The organism is Sphingomonas melonis (assembly GCF_013409985.1).
In the GTDB taxonomy this organism is placed as follows: Bacteria; Pseudomonadota; Alphaproteobacteria; order Sphingomonadales; family Sphingomonadaceae; genus Sphingomonas; species Sphingomonas melonis_A.
Genome location: NZ_JACCBY010000004.1, coordinates 332917 through 346884, shown reverse-complemented (window position 1 = coordinate 346884; position 13968 = coordinate 332917). Strand labels below are relative to the sequence as shown.

11 protein-coding genes are annotated in these 13968 nt (G+C 65.4%); 8 read left to right on the top strand and 3 right to left on the bottom strand.

Features of this window, described 5'->3' with window-relative positions; all coding sequences use genetic code 11:
• The first annotated feature begins 187 nt into the window (after positions 1-187).
• The 5 genes from HD841_RS14990 to HD841_RS14970 all read left to right on the top strand — a co-directional run bounded on the left by HD841_RS14990 (position 188) and on the right by HD841_RS14970 (position 7607).
• On the top strand, positions 188-3211 hold the full coding sequence (locus tag HD841_RS14990) for a TonB-dependent receptor (protein ID WP_179509676.1): 3024 nt from the start codon (positions 188-190) through the stop codon (positions 3209-3211).
• A 134-nt stretch (positions 3212-3345) separates the two neighbouring features.
• Positions 3346-4047 carry a SapC family protein gene (locus tag HD841_RS14985; RefSeq protein WP_179509675.1) on the top strand — a complete coding sequence of 234 codons (702 nt, stop codon included), beginning with the start codon at positions 3346-3348 and terminating at the stop codon, positions 4045-4047.
• Complete coding sequence (locus tag HD841_RS14980) at positions 4040-5050, top strand: cupin-like domain-containing protein (protein WP_179509674.1); 1011 nt, start codon at positions 4040-4042, stop codon at positions 5048-5050. Before HD841_RS14985 ends, HD841_RS14980 begins: the two co-directional genes overlap by 8 nt.
• Positions 5047-6534: a tryptophan halogenase family protein gene (locus HD841_RS14975; RefSeq protein WP_179509673.1), complete on the top strand. Its 1488-nt coding sequence runs from the start codon at positions 5047-5049 to the stop codon at positions 6532-6534. Before HD841_RS14980 ends, HD841_RS14975 begins: the two co-directional genes overlap by 4 nt.
• Complete coding sequence (locus tag HD841_RS14970) at positions 6534-7607, top strand: LacI family DNA-binding transcriptional regulator (RefSeq protein ID WP_179509672.1); 1074 nt, start codon at positions 6534-6536, stop codon at positions 7605-7607. The genes HD841_RS14975 and HD841_RS14970 overlap by 1 nt, the downstream gene beginning before the upstream one ends.
• Positions 7608-7640: 33 nt before the next feature.
• Here the strand turns inward: HD841_RS14970 and HD841_RS14965 are convergent, their stop codons facing one another.
• Positions 7641-8540: an NAD(P)/FAD-dependent oxidoreductase gene (locus HD841_RS14965; protein WP_179509671.1), complete on the bottom strand. Its 900-nt coding sequence runs from the start codon at positions 8538-8540 to the stop codon at positions 7641-7643.
• 109 nt (positions 8541-8649) lie between these two features.
• On the opposite strand from HD841_RS14965, the gene HD841_RS14960 reads away from it, so the two are divergent.
• Complete coding sequence (locus tag HD841_RS14960; RefSeq protein WP_179509670.1) at positions 8650-9108, top strand: Rrf2 family transcriptional regulator; 459 nt, start codon at positions 8650-8652, stop codon at positions 9106-9108.
• 86 nt (positions 9109-9194) lie between these two features.
• Here the strand turns inward: HD841_RS14960 and HD841_RS14955 are convergent, their stop codons facing one another.
• Positions 9195-10748: an alpha-N-arabinofuranosidase gene (locus tag HD841_RS14955; protein WP_179509669.1), complete on the bottom strand. Its 1554-nt coding sequence runs from the start codon at positions 10746-10748 to the stop codon at positions 9195-9197.
• A 265-nt stretch (positions 10749-11013) separates the two neighbouring features.
• On the bottom strand, positions 11014-11901 hold the full coding sequence (locus HD841_RS14950) for a hypothetical protein (RefSeq protein WP_179509668.1): 888 nt from the start codon (positions 11899-11901) through the stop codon (positions 11014-11016).
• A 166-nt stretch (positions 11902-12067) separates the two neighbouring features.
• Here HD841_RS14950 and HD841_RS14945 point away from each other — a divergent pair, with 166 nt between their 5' ends.
• Both HD841_RS14945 and HD841_RS14940 read left to right on the top strand, forming a co-directional pair.
• A complete protein-coding gene (locus HD841_RS14945) occupies positions 12068-12550 on the top strand; it encodes a DUF2231 domain-containing protein (RefSeq protein WP_179509667.1) in 483 nt (160 codons plus the stop codon).
• Positions 12547-13887, top strand: a complete 1341-nt coding sequence (locus tag HD841_RS14940) for a PQQ-dependent sugar dehydrogenase (protein WP_373563035.1) — start codon at positions 12547-12549, stop codon at positions 13885-13887. The genes HD841_RS14945 and HD841_RS14940 overlap by 4 nt, the downstream gene beginning before the upstream one ends.
• The last annotated feature ends 81 nt before the right edge of the window (positions 13888-13968 follow it).

Sequence of the window (13968 nt, the reverse complement as noted above, 5' to 3'; positions counted from 1 at the left end):
CGTCACCGACGCATGCACCGCCCCGGCCTGTCGCCCGTTGAGGGCATAGCCCCCCTCAAAGCATAATCGGAGAACGTTCACAACGGCGCCTGTGGCCGCTCACGATCCGCTTGACAGCCAAACACTTATCCTCGAAGTGAACGTTCTCAAGAGCGCGGGTTCGCCGCGCCTATCGGGGAGGATTACCATGCGCCGCGTCAGGGCTCGCCTGCTTTCGCACTTTGCCATCGGGGTTTCGACCGCCGCTCTCGTCGCCCTGCCCGGCATCGCTGCGGCCCAGGATGCCGCCGCCACGCTGGGGAATACCGGCCCCTCGCAGATCGAGCCGCAGGCGGCTGCGCCAACGGACACGCCGGACACCGCGACCGACGACATCGTCGTTACCGGCATCCGCGCCTCGCTGCGCGCGTCGGCCGACATCAAGCGCGACGCGCAGGGCATCGTCGACGCGATCTCGGCGGAAGACATGGGCAAGTTCCCCGATACCAACCTGGCCGAATCGCTTCAGCGCATCACCGGCGTGTCGATCGACCGTTCGAATGGCGAAGGGTCGTTCGTGACCGTCCGTGGTCTCGGCCCCGAATACAATCTGGTCGTACTCAATGGCCGCCAGCTGCCGACCTCCGTGATCGGCGACGGGAACGGCGCGTCCGGCTCGCGCGCCTTCGACTTCGCGAACCTCGCGTCCGAGGGCATCGCCGCGCTCGAGGTCTACAAGTCGGGACGCGCCAGTGTCCCCTCGGGTGGCATCGGTGCGACGATCAACATCCGTACGCCGCGCCCGTTCGACAAGATGGGGACGCGCGGTTCGGTTGCCGCACGCGGCGTCATCGATACCTCGCAGAACGGCAAGAACGACATTACGCCCGAAGTGTCGGGCATCTTCTCGACGACCTTTGCCGACGACCGGATCGGCATCCTGGTCAACGGTATCTACCAGAAGCGGCGCGCTTCGGTGAACCAGGCCAATGTCGGCTGGCGCGACGGATACCTGGGTTCGGAAAACAACTGGGGTTCGCTTGCCCAGCCCGGCGATCCCCGCGCCGCGAACATCACCAATCGCCCCAGCGCCACCAGCGTCTACGAAGTGCCGCAGAATGCGTCCTATGACGTCAACGACATCAGCCGCGAGCGCATCAACGGCCAGCTGGTACTACAGGCGAAGCCGACCGATAGCCTGACCGCCACCGTCGACTACACCTATTCCCGCAACGAGGTGAAGACGCGCAACGCGAACGTCGGCATCTGGTTCAACCACAACGACACGTCGTCCGCATGGACCGATGGCCCGATCGCCGGCCCGCGCTTCTACACCGAACGCTTCGCCGCAGCCGAGGCAAAGGACCTGTCGTATTCGAGCGCCCTCACGGCGTACCGGACCGAGAACAAGTCCCTCGGCGCGAACCTCGCCTGGGAGGCGCCCGGCGGCGTCACCGTGGCCCTCGACGCGCATCATTCGACCGCCGAATCGAAGCCGACGAACAAATACGGCAACAGCAACTCGCTCGGCACCGCTGTCTTCGGCGTCGCCAACCAGACGATCAATTTCGACAACGACCTGCCGGTCATCTCCTATGCGATGCAGCCCGGCATCGACCCGCTGAATGCGGCGTTGATCACGCCGACCGGCAATGCGTTCCGCAACTCCTATTTCCGCGACCGGATCAACCAGGTTCAGCTGAAGGGCCATTACGACCACAGCGGCAGCTTCCTCGATTCGATCGACTTCGGCTTCACCTTCACCGATAACAAGGTGCGCAGCGCCTATGGCGTGCTCCAGAACGACACTTGGGGCGGCACCGGTGGCGACAGCGCGGCACAGCGTGCAGCGGCGGCCGCGCTCCTGCCCGACGACATCTTCAAGACGATCGACATTCCGAGCAAATTCAGCGGCATCGGCGGTGTCGGCAGCTCGGACATCGCGAAGCAATTCTATGGCTATAACTTTGAACAGGTCGTTGGCCTGCTCGACGCGACCTATGGGATCTGCGGCGGCGACGGCAATTGCCTGACGCCGTACACGACCGATCGGCGCATCCGTGAGAAGACCGTCGCGCCCTATCTGCAGATCAACAACAAGTTCGATCTGTTCTCGAACCCCGCACACCTGATTGCCGGTCTGCGCTATGAGAACACGACGGTGAAATCGTCCGCATTGGTGCCCGTTCCGACCGGTACGCGGCAGAATTCGCAGAACGAGTTCAACATCGTCTATTCGGGGAACAGCGCCTTTACGACCTTCTCCGGCGGCTATGACGAATGGCTGCCCTCGGTCGACTTCGATGTCCAGCCGATCCGCAACGTCAAGCTGCGGGCGTCGTACAGCCACACCATCACCCGCGCCGATTATGGTTCGCTCCAAGGCGGCCTGACGCTCGACCAGCTGTTCCGCGTCGGCGGCGGCTTCGGCGCACAGGGCAACCCGAACCTGGTCCCCTACAAGTCGAAGAACATCGATCTGTCGGCGGAATGGTATTATACGCCCGAAAGCTACATGTCGGTCGGCTATTTCCGTAAGCAGGTGTCGAACTATATCGGCACGACCCAACGCAACGCGCCGGCGTTCAACCTGACCAACCCGGCCAATGGCCCACGCTATCGTGCTGCCATCGCCGCGCTCGGTGCCAATGCGACGTTCAGCGACATCCGCAACTATATCGGCGCCAATTACCCTGGCAGCGTGGTGAACGGCACGATTTTGGGCGATCCAAGCGACGCTCCGGTCAACTTCGTCATCTCGACGCCGTTCAACAGCGACGAGTCGGCAACGATCAACGGCTTCGAATTCGCGATCCAGCACAGCTTCTGGAGCACCGGTTTCGGTACGCAGCTCAACTATACGATCGTGAACGGCAATCGCGATTACAACAACCTGCTGCCTGCCAGCACGTCGCAGTTCGCGATCAACGGCCTGTCTGACAGCGCCAATGCCACGCTCTATTACGACAAGAACGGGTTCCAGGCGCGCGCATCGTACAATTGGCGCGCGGAGTTCCTGTCGGGTGGCGGGACCAATCCGAATTATACCGAAGGATATGGCCAGCTCGACGGTACGATCAGTTGGGAATTCGTCCCGGGCGTCACCGTCTTCGCCGAAGCGATCAACCTGACCGGCGCGGATCGGCGCGGCCATCGCCGCTCTGACCGCAATGTGACGTTCGTGGTGAAGCAGGATGCGCGCTACTCCGGCGGCGTGCGGTTCAACTTCTAACCGCGGACTGCGGCAGGAAGAGCCATCTCTATGAAGAGGTGGCTCTTTTCGTCTTGCCGGGGCCGCATCGGCGGATAGGACGAAGCTTGCGCGCCGCTCCCGCTGGGGCGGGCGCCCACGGAGCTGGATAGAGTATGCCGGACCACGCCCTGCTTACCGCCGCGACCCACGGCGAGACGCGGATACGCCGCGAGCGGAGCGCCGCGATGGGCGATGCGCAGATGAGCTGTCTGATCGTCCCCGACGAATTCCGGCGCGTGCAGAACGAGTACCTCATCTTGTTCCGTCGCAACCTGACCGATGGCTCGACGGTCGCGCTCGCGATGTTCGGCTTCGACAATGACGAGAACCTGTACCTCGCCGACGGTCGCTGGGATGCCCGCTACATTCCCTTGGCGATGGACATACAGCCTCTGCTGATCGGCGCGAGCGCGCACGGCCCCCAGGTCCATATCGACATGGCCAGCCCGCGGATCGGCGACGGCGACCGGCTCTTCGATGATGATGGGCAGCCCTCCCCCCGGCTCGCGGCGATGATCGAGAAGCTGGGCGCGCTCGATGTCGGCTATCGCGAGAGCGCGGGCTTCTTCACCGCGCTGGAGCGGCACGAGCTGCTCGAGCCGCTGACACTCGAGGTGCCGCTGGACGACGGATCGGTGAACCGGCTGGTCGGCTTCCACGTCATCGACGAGGATCGCCTGCGCGCCTTATCCGCAACGGCGCTCGACGACCTGCATCGTGACGGCCATCTGCTGCCGATCTTTATGGCGCTTGCCTCCCACGGCAATCTATCCGCCTTGATCGCGCGCAAGAACGCGACGCTGGCGCATGGCTGATATCTTTGCGGCGCTACCGCGCGTGGCGGAGGTCATGGTCGCCGATGCCGCCGACCTCGACGACAGGCTGCGCACCGCCACCCAGCCGTTCGTCGTTCGCAATCTGGTCGGCGACTGGCCGCTGGTGCAAGCGGGCCGGTGTTCCGCACAGGACGCGCGTCGCTACCTCCTCGATCATCGCCGGGACGTGCCCTTCACCGTCTCGGTTGGCGCCCCGGGCAGCGATGGTCGCCTGTTCTACGACGATGCGATGGGCATGAATTTCGCGACGTTCCAGTCGAGGCTCGACGAGATTTTTGCGCATATCGATGCCAATGATGATGCTCGTACCATCTATCTGGCATCGATCGACGTCCTTCAGTTCTTTCGCGGCCTGCACGAGGCCAACCATGTCGATCTAGGCGCGCGTGACCCGCTCGTCAGCATCTGGATGGGAACCCGGACACGCATCGCCGCCCACAATGACGTGCCGGACAATCTCGCCTGCGTGGCGGTCGGCCGGCGCCGCTTCACGCTCTTCCCACGCGACCAGTTCCGCAATCTGTATCTCGGCCCGATCGATAACACCCCCGCGGGCCGTGCGGTAAGCATGGTCGACTTCCATGCCCCCGATTTCGGTGCCCACCCGTGCTTCCGTGACGCGCTCGACCATGCGCAGGTCACCGATCTGGATGCCGGCGACGCGCTCTATATCCCCGCGATGTGGTGGCACCATGTCGAAGGATTGGCACCCTTCAATGTGCTGGTGAACTATTGGTGGCGGTCGAGCCCGCGGTGGCTGGGGCAGCCGCAGGATGCGCTCAACCATGCCATCCTTGCCATCCGCGACCTTCCCGATGATCAGAAGAGGCACTGGCGCGACATGTTCGATCACTACGTCTTCGACGATGACCCGGCGGTGTCCGCCCATATTCCTGCTGCCGCACGCAGCATCCTCGCGCCACTGACGCCGGAAACCGCCGGCCGGCTCCGCGCCTTCCTGCTGCGGGCGCTGGGACGATGACGGCGCGCCGCATCGTCGTTGCTGGCGGCGGCACCGCAGGCTGGATGGCCGCGGCGGCGATCAGCCGCGTGATGGGCCGGGCAGTAGAGGTCACGCTGGTCGAATCCGATGCCATCGGCACCATAGGCGTCGGCGAGTCCACGATCCCGCCGCTGATCACCTTCAACCGCCTGCTCGGCGTCAACGAAGCCGAATTCATGCGAGCGACGCAGGCAACCTTCAAGCTGGGGATCGCTTTCGACGGGTGGAAGCAGGCAGGCGACGGCTACTTTCACTCGTTCGGCCTCACCGGCACCGACCATTGGGCGGCGGGTTTCCAGCATTATTGGCTGAATGGCCAGACCCGTGGCCACGCGCAGCCATATGATGACTATTGCCTGGAATTGATCGCCGCACGCGAGGGCAAATTCGCGCACCTCCCCGACGATCGCATGAACTACGCCTATCAGCTCGATTCGACGCTGTACGGGCGTTTCCTGCGGCGAATGGCGGAAGCCGATGGTGCCCGCCGGATCGAAGGCAAGATCGCACAAGTTCAGCTCGATGGTGAGAGCGGCGATATCGCCGCGTTGGTGCTCGAATCGGGTGTACGGATCGAAGGCGACCTGTTCCTCGATTGCACGGGGTTCCGCGCATTGCTGATCGAACAGGCGCTGCACGCCGGCTTCGATGACTGGACACACTATCTGCCTTGCGACTCTGCGATTGCCGTGCAGACCGAGAGCGTCGCGCCAGCGGTGCCCTTCACCCGTGCGATGGCGCATGACGCAGGCTGGCAGTGGCGCATTCCGTTGCAGCATCGCGTGGGCAACGGCATCGTCTATTGCAGCCGCTATCTCGATCACGACGCCGCGCTCGACCGCCTGCTCGGCAACGTCGAGGGGCGGGTGTCGACCCAGCCCAATCGCCTTCGCTTCGTAACCGGCGCGCGCAGGAAGCAATGGCACCGCAACTGCCTCGCACTCGGCCTGTCGGGCGGGTTCATGGAGCCACTGGAATCGACCAGCATCCACCTTATCCAGCGCGCCATCCTGCGTTTGATCCGGATGATGCCCGCCGGTGAGATCAGCCCGCGTGACATCGCCGAGTTCAACGATCAGCAATATACCGACATGCTGCAGATCCGCGATTTCCTGATCCTCCACTATAAGGTCACCGATCGCCGCGACAGCCCCTTCTGGCGGCAATGCGCGGCGATGGAGATCCCGGACAGCTTAGCGCAGAAGATCGAACTCTTTCGCGAAACGGGCCGCGTGTTCCGCAAGAACGAGGAGCTGTTTGCGGAAAACAGCTGGGTGCAAGTGATGCTCGGCCAGGGTATCGTGCCGCGCAGCCACCATCCTATCGCAGCGAAGCTCAGCGACGACGACATGTCCCGATTGCTTTCCACCCTTCGCCAGAATGTCGCGACCACGATCCGCGGCCTGCCCGGTCATGCCGACTACGTCGCACGATATTGCGGCGTGACGTCCGACGCCGCCTGATGGTCCGCCGTCGCCAGGCTGTGACGATCCGTCACGTCGCGGCGGATGCCGGAGTGTCGCTACAAACCGTCAGCCGTGTCATCAACAAGGAGCCCAATGTCCGGCCAGAGATGATGCAGCGCGTGCAGGCTTCGATCGCCAAGCTCGGCTACGTCCCGTCGATCGCTGCGCAGCGCATGGGGGGCTCGCGCTCGTACCTGATCCTCGCGCTCAATGACCGCGAGCGCACCATCGCCGACTGGCGTAGCCGTCAAGGCACGGACTGGGTTGATCAGATGCTGCTCGGCGGGATGCTGACCTGCGCCAAATATGGCTACCGCATGATTGTCGAGCTGGTCGACACGCACAGCGACCATATCGAACGCGAACTGCTTGCCGCCATCGCCGCCTTGCAGCCCGATGGGGTGATCCTGACGCCGCCCCATTCGGAGAACATGCTGATCACCCGCTTGCTTGAGGAGCATGGCATCAGCTTCGCGCGCATTGGTTCGCTGAAGCCCGGCGGCGGCTTCGCATTGACCATGGACGATGAAGGCGCCGCACGGCTCGCGACCGAGCACCTGATCACGCTGGGTCACGAGCGGATCGCGTTCATCGCCGGTCCGCCCGAATATGAGCTGAGCGGCTGGCGAGTCGCCGGCTGGCGAAGCGCGATGGCCGCCGCCGGCCTGCCGACCGAGGATCTGCTCGCCGAAGGCGACTTCAGTTTTGCCTCGGGCCAGGGCGCCGCCGCCGCCCTGCTCGACACGGCGCTACCACCGACTGCGATCGTGGCAAGCAACGACCAAATGGCGTTGGCGACGCTCGACGTGCTGCGTGACCGGAATCTCGCCGTGCCGTCCGACGTATCGATCGTGAGCTTCGACGATACGCCGATCGTCCGTTTCACCCATCCGCCGTTGACCGCCGTCGTCCAGCCGATCGCGGATGTCACCGCACGCGCAGTCGAGCTGATCATCGCCGAACAAGCCGGCCGCACGCTCCCCGACGGGCCAACCATCGTCCCGGCCGGGTTGATGGCGCGTGGCTCGACGGCCCCGCCGGGGTCGCATGGTAGACATGCATCGCCTTGATGCTCCGCGTGTCGCCGTCGGCGATCGACCCGGCTAGGCCTGTGTCCGCGCCAGCGACTGATGGGCGGCGATGCCGGCGAGCACACCGGAGGCCGAGGCGATCGTCGCATTGTGCATCGGAGAGGCCGCGTCACCGGCCACGTACACGCCGGGCACCGACGTCAGCCCCCAGCTGTCGACGGTGACGAACGGTCCCGACGGGCCGTCCTGCATCGCGCAGCCCAGCATCGCGGCGATTGGGCTGGTCGGACGGGTCTTCGGCGCGGTGAAGATCGCGCCGACCGAGACCGTGCGCCCGTCGGCCAGCCGTACGCCGCGCAGGTCGGGGGCGTCGCCGATGAGATCGACTACGGGGGTCCGCTCGATCGCGACATTGCGCCGCCGCAGCAGCAGCACCTCGTCGTCGCCGGGTTCATGGGTCCCTTGCGTGAAATAGATCGCCGGCCCCCAGTCGGGGATCAGCACGGCCTGATGCGCCGACATCGGATGGTTCGCGATGATGCCGATTTGGCGGTCACGCACCTCATAGCCATGGCAATAGGGACAATGGAGCACCGTCGCGCCCCAGCGTTCGGCCAGGCCGGGAATGTCCGGCAGGACATCGGTCACGCCGGTCGCGAGGACCAGCCGCCGCGCGCGACGCTCGGCGCCGGTCCCGAGCGTGACGACGAAATGCTCATCCTCGCGTGCGGCCGCGCGTGCGGTGGCCGGCAGCACCTCCGCCGTCGGATAGGCGAGCAACTGGCAGGTCGCCTCGCGCATGATCGCGTGCGGCGTCCGGCCATCCTGCCCCAGGAAGCCATGGGCGGCATCGGCGAAGCGGTTGCGCGGCTCTCCCGCATCGATCAGGAGGACCCTCTGGCGCGCCCGCGCGAGTTGCATCGCAGCAGACTGGCCGCCGAAACTGCCACCGATCACGATCACGTCATACATGCTCCGCCTCCTCCACATCGAATCACGCAACTCATGACGTTTCGTATTGCCCGCCGGCGGGGTTTGCAACTCCTCAAGTAGCATGATAGCGGCGGAGCTGGAGGATGGGATGCAACTCGATGGACGTCTCTCGCGGATGCTGCACATCCTGGTCCATATGGATCGGGCGGGCGGCCCGCTGACCTCGGAGGCTGCCGCGCAGATGCTGAACACCAATGCGGTGGTCGTGCGGCGTACGATGGCCGGGCTACGCGACGCGGGGTACGTCCAGTCGGTCAAGGGACACGGCGGCGGATGGACGCTGACGCGCAAGCTGGCCGAGATCACCATGTTCGACATCTATCGCGCGGTGGGCGAGCCGCGGATCTTCGCGATCGGTCTGGCCGACCCGAACCCGCGATGCCTGGTCGAGCAAGCGGTCAATGCGTCGATGACAGCGGCGCTGCGCGATGCCGAGGCGATGCTGACCGCGCGGCTCGCGGAGGTGACCCTCGCGCAGATCGCCGGCGACTTCGACGCCCGCTGCGCCGCCACCGGGCAGACCGGTGCGCACGTCGCGGCTGACTGACGCCGGCGCCGGTCGCGTACCCGTCCGCGCCGGACTGCCATGACGGCAGCCGGCGACACCCGTCACGATCGCCCGACCATCCCCGGCTAGTCGATCGTGAAGACGGCGACCGATTTGGCCGGCAGGTCGAACGTCAGCTTGCCTGCGACCGATCGCCCCTCGATCGGCGCAGGCCGCACCGCCTGCGGCTGACCCGGCGCATTGTGTGCATCCATTGTCGCCGCGGTGAGCACCTGCCCGTGTGCCGTGCCCGTCAGGCTCGTCGATACGCGGGCCGGCCGGTGCGGGTCGACGTTGACCAGCGCCAGGTGAAGCTTGCCGTCCGTGCCGCGTGCCGCCGACGCATCGACCTGCGGCATGGCGATCGCGCCGACGCGATATTCGCCGGTGGCGACGCTCAGATGATAGGGCGTGGCATCCATGAACGGCTGATACATGTCGAACACGTGATAGGTCGGGGTCAGCGCCATCTTGGCGCCATCGGTCAGGATCATCGCCTGCAGCACGTTCACCATCTGCGCGATATTGGCCATCTTCACGCGATCGGTGTGCCGGTGGAAGATGTTGAGCGTCAACGCGGCGACCATTCCGTCGCGCAGGCTGTTCTGCTGGAAATGGTGCTCGCCGCGCTTCGCGGCGGCGTCGAGCTTGTACCAGGTCCCCCATTCGTCGACATACAGCGGCACGGTCTTGTCGGGGTCGTAGCGGTCCATGATCTGCGCGATCCGCGTCAGCAGCGGATCCATCCTGCGGGCCAGATCGAGCACGTCCGCCCAGTCTGCCTCGGCAAAGCCGACCGCCTCGCTCTTGGGCCGGCCCATCGGCATGGCATAATAGTGGAAGCTGAGCGCCTCGGTCTCGCCGCGATGCTTCATCATCGCTTCGGTGAAGGCTTCATAGTCGCCGCCGCCCTGCACGCTGGCGCCGCTCGCGACCCGCACCATGTTCATGGCCTTGGGTGCCTTCACGAAGGCGGAGTAGCGCGCGTTGACGTCGGCGGCATAGTCCGGCCGCATGTTGCCGCCGCAGCCCCAGGTTTCATTGCCGATGCCGAAGTAGCGGATCGTCCACGGCTTCGCCCGGCCGTTGCGACGACGCTCCTGCGCCAGCGCAGAGTCGTTGTCGGCGGTCATATATTCAAGCCACAATTGCATGTCGCGCGGGCTCATCGAGCCGACATTCCCCGAGACATAGGGCGCCGCCCCCAGCAATTCGGCGAAGTCGAGGAATTCATGCGTGCCGAACTGGTTGCTGTCGGTCACGTCATCCCAGTTCATCCGCGTGCGCACCGGGCGCCTGGCCGCCGGGCCGATGCCGTCCCGCCAGTCATAGACCTCGCTGAAACAGCCGCCCGGCCAGCGCACCACCGGCACATGGATATGCCTGAGCGCTTCGAGCACGTCGGTGCGATAGCCCTTGATGTTGGGAATGGAACTGCCCGGTCCGACCCAGATGCCTTCATAGATGCCGCGTCCGAGATGTTCGGCGAACTGCCCATAGATATTGCGGTCGATCTTGGCGCCCGGCGTCGCGGTGTCGATGCTGACCGTCGCCTCGACTTGCGCCTGTGCCGCAAGGGGAACGGGCAACGCGCCCGCGATCATCGATACAACGAATAAAAACAAGCGCTTCACGGGCATTCCTTCGTCCGGCTCATCACCGCGAGGCATGCGCCAAGGCGCGTCGCAAGACAATCGGGCAAAGCTCGCGCGACCGGGGTTGCCGGACGGTGCGGTTGGCAGGCGGTGCCGAATGGCTGGATGCCGGACTGGCCGCCGCACCTTCATCGACCCGACCGCGGCCACCGCCAATGAGCTGCCGGAAGGCATGATCCTCGATGAAGCCGCATCGTGATACATGCGCGACGACGCTTTCCCAGACCCGTTCCCGTCGGGTGGCCGCGCATCAATAGGCGATGGACACCGACCATGTGACCAGCGGCACGACCGTCGCGGTTTCGCCGTCCGGGCCGCTGAGGGCGGCGAGACGGCCGTCTCGGATCAGCGCTACGGCCTCCCACCGCATCGTGCCGTGCGTCGCCCCGAGCAGGAACGGCTTCTCCAACGCCGCGCCCGCGCTGGCGAACACACGGTTGCCGCTGTCCGCGGCGTAGAAGCCCCGCCAACCCGTGCCGACCGCGATCGGCAGGCTCAATTTGGGCGCCCGCTCGCCGTTGCCCAGATCGAACCCCGGCTCGATCGCGGCTTGCGTGTAGACGCCCTGATCGCCCTTGGTCCGTGTCGTGACGACGAACGTCGGCGACAGCTTGCCCAGGCCATCGTCCCCGGCATAGGCCAGCGACAGACTCGCCTCATGCGTCGTCGCCGATACGCCGTTAGGGCTCGTCTTGATCGTGTAGACCGCGGCGGTGCGCAGCCCCTTCAGCGGCGTGACGACCAGCGCGGCGAGGTTGTTGCTCTCGTACCAGGCGCGCGGCGCTGCCCTTTCTTGCGCATGGGGGGTGTGAAAACCGTTGGACGAGCGCAACACGAGCCAGCCCATCGCCTTGCCGTCCGGCGCGCGGAACAGGTCGATCGCCGCCCCGACCTGCGCATGCACCGGCAGTCGGCCGAGATCGGCACGATCATCGTCGTAATTGCCCCGCGCGAAATCCCCATTGCGCGCGTCGAACGCAAGCATCGGGTGGATCCACCCCTCCCCCACCGTCGCGCTTCCCAGCGTGGCATCTTCCGTGTCGATCGTCGGCGCCGTTTGCGCGGCCGCTCCGGTGCCGAGCAGAGCGGCGCCGAGGGTCAATGCATTGCGCTGTAAGGTGCGAACGATCTTTATCATGCGCGCTCGTAACCAGCCGGACCATGGTCGGTTGCTTGCGCCTCAAATAAATCCGGCCATTCCTGTCGGGCGCCCGAAAATATTGATCGACATCTATTCCTCGACTGGATGCGCGCAAATATTTGCTATGCGCGGAACGGATCGCGCCAAATCACGCTCTAGCGTCATGAACGCTGAAACACAGTCAGGTCGCGGCGAGCGCGACGAGGGCAACCCCCGATCGACAGCGAAACTGTTCGGTCACCCGCTTCATCCGATGCTGGTGCCGTTCCCGATCGTCTGTTTCGTCGGCGCCCTGGTGACCGACCTGGCCTATCTCGGCTCGGCGAACGTGCAATGGAGCAATTTCTCGATCTGGCTGATCACCGCCGGGCTGGTGATGGGCGGATTGGCTGCCGTGACCGGGATGATCGATTATGCCGGCGACCGTCGCGTCCGCGCCGCGCGTCCGGCCACCGCGCACATGATCATCAACATCAGCGTCTTCGTCATCGAGATCGTCAACGCCTTCGTGCACAGCCGCGACGGCTGGACCAGCGTCGTGCCGACGGGGCTGACCCTGTCGGTGATCTCGGTGCTGCTGCTCGGCGTCAGCGCCTGGCTGGGTGGATCGCTCGTCTACAAGCATCGCGTCGGAGTGCGATCGTGAGCGGCGCGCGCACGGGACTGACCCTCGCCGTCTCGGCGCTCGTGCTGACGCTGGCCGGCTGCGACGATGGCGGCGCGAAGTTCGACCGCAGCAGCCAGATCGGTCCCAATCCGGTCCTGCCCGAGCCGCAGCAATATCTCGTGCCGCCGATCCACGTCGCGGAGGTCGTCGGCTGGGGAGCGAACGAAACCCCGACCGCGCCGGCCGGCCTGCGCGTGCAGGCCCTGGCGCGCGACCTCAATCATCCGCGCAACATGCTGGCGCTGCCCAATGGGGACGTCCTCGTCGTCGAGTCGCAGGGGCCGAACCTCGATCCGATCACCCGTCCCAAGAACCCGATCGTCTCGTGGGTGCAGAAGCGCGCGACCGGGCAGAGCGGTGCCAAGCCAAAGGGGCCGACCAACCAGATCACCCTGCTGCGCGACGCCGACGGCAATGGCATCCCCGAATTGCGCAGCGTGCTGGTCGGCAAGCTCAACTCGCCGTTCGGGATCGTGTTTGCGGACGGCTACCTCTACGTCGCCGCAACCGACGCGGTCCTGCGCTATCCCTATACGCTCGGTCAGACGCGGATCACCGCCGCACCGGTCCGCCTCACCGAACTGCCGGGCGGACCGATCGACCATCATTGGACCAAGAGCCTGACGCTCAGCCCCGACGGGACCTTGCTGTACGCGACGGTGGGATCGAACAGCAACATCACCGAAAACGGGATGGAAGCCGAAAAGAACCGCGCCGCGGTGTGGGAGATCGATCGCGCTTCCGGCCGTTCGCGGGTATTCGCCACAGGGCTGCGCAACCCGAACAGCCCGAGCTTCTACCCGGGCACGAACACCTTGTGGGTGGTGGCCAACGAACGCGACGAACTGGGACCCAATCTCGTCCCCGATTACCTGACGTCGGTCCGCGATGGCGGCTTCTACGGTTGGCCGTACAGTTATTATGGCCAGCATGTCGATCCGCGCGTCATGCCGCAGCGTCCGGATCTCGTCGCGCGCGCCATCTCGCCCGATTATGCGCTGAGCAGTCACGTCGCGGCGCTCGGCCTGACCTTCTATACCGGCGCCAGCCTGCCGGCCAAATACCGTGGCGGCGCGCTGATCGGCGAACATGGCAGTTGGGATCGCGACGAACTGAACGGCTACAAGGTCGTGTTCGTCCCGTTCACCAACGCGCGCCCGAGCGGCAAGACCCAGGACTTCCTGTCCGGCTTCCTGTCCCCGGACGGCAGCAAGGTGCGCGGCCGCCCGGTCGGTGTCGCCGTCGATCGCACGGGCGCGGTGCTGGTAGCGGATGACGCGGGCAACGTGGTGTGGCGCGTCTCGGCGGCCCGTTAGACACACGGCGCAGACCTGACGGCGCAGGCCGGCATCCTACCCCGGGCCTCAGCCCATGCGGTGGCTACGCCTGCACCGCCA

Excerpts from the sequence above, each read along its gene's own strand:
- HD841_RS14985 (WP_179509675.1), top strand. The coding sequence starts at position 3,346 with ATGCCGGACCACGCCCTGCTTACCGCCGCGACCCACGGCGAGACGCGG.
- HD841_RS14980 (WP_179509674.1), top strand. The coding sequence starts at position 4,040 with ATGGCTGATATCTTTGCGGCGCTACCGCGCGTGGCGGAGGTCATGGTC.
- HD841_RS14950 (WP_179509668.1), bottom strand. The coding sequence starts at position 11,901 with ATGATAAAGATCGTTCGCACCTTACAGCGCAATGCATTGACCCTCGGC.
- HD841_RS14945 (WP_179509667.1), top strand. The coding sequence starts at position 12,068 with ATGAACGCTGAAACACAGTCAGGTCGCGGCGAGCGCGACGAGGGCAAC.
- HD841_RS14965 (WP_179509671.1), bottom strand. The coding sequence starts at position 8,540 with ATGTATGACGTGATCGTGATCGGTGGCAGTTTCGGCGGCCAGTCTGCT.
- HD841_RS14975 (WP_179509673.1), top strand. The coding sequence starts at position 5,047 with ATGACGGCGCGCCGCATCGTCGTTGCTGGCGGCGGCACCGCAGGCTGG.
- HD841_RS14970 (WP_179509672.1), top strand. The coding sequence starts at position 6,534 with ATGGTCCGCCGTCGCCAGGCTGTGACGATCCGTCACGTCGCGGCGGAT.
- HD841_RS14960 (WP_179509670.1), top strand. The coding sequence starts at position 8,650 with ATGCAACTCGATGGACGTCTCTCGCGGATGCTGCACATCCTGGTCCAT.
- HD841_RS14955 (WP_179509669.1), bottom strand. The coding sequence starts at position 10,748 with ATGCCCGTGAAGCGCTTGTTTTTATTCGTTGTATCGATGATCGCGGGC.
- HD841_RS14990 (WP_179509676.1), top strand. The coding sequence starts at position 188 with ATGCGCCGCGTCAGGGCTCGCCTGCTTTCGCACTTTGCCATCGGGGTT.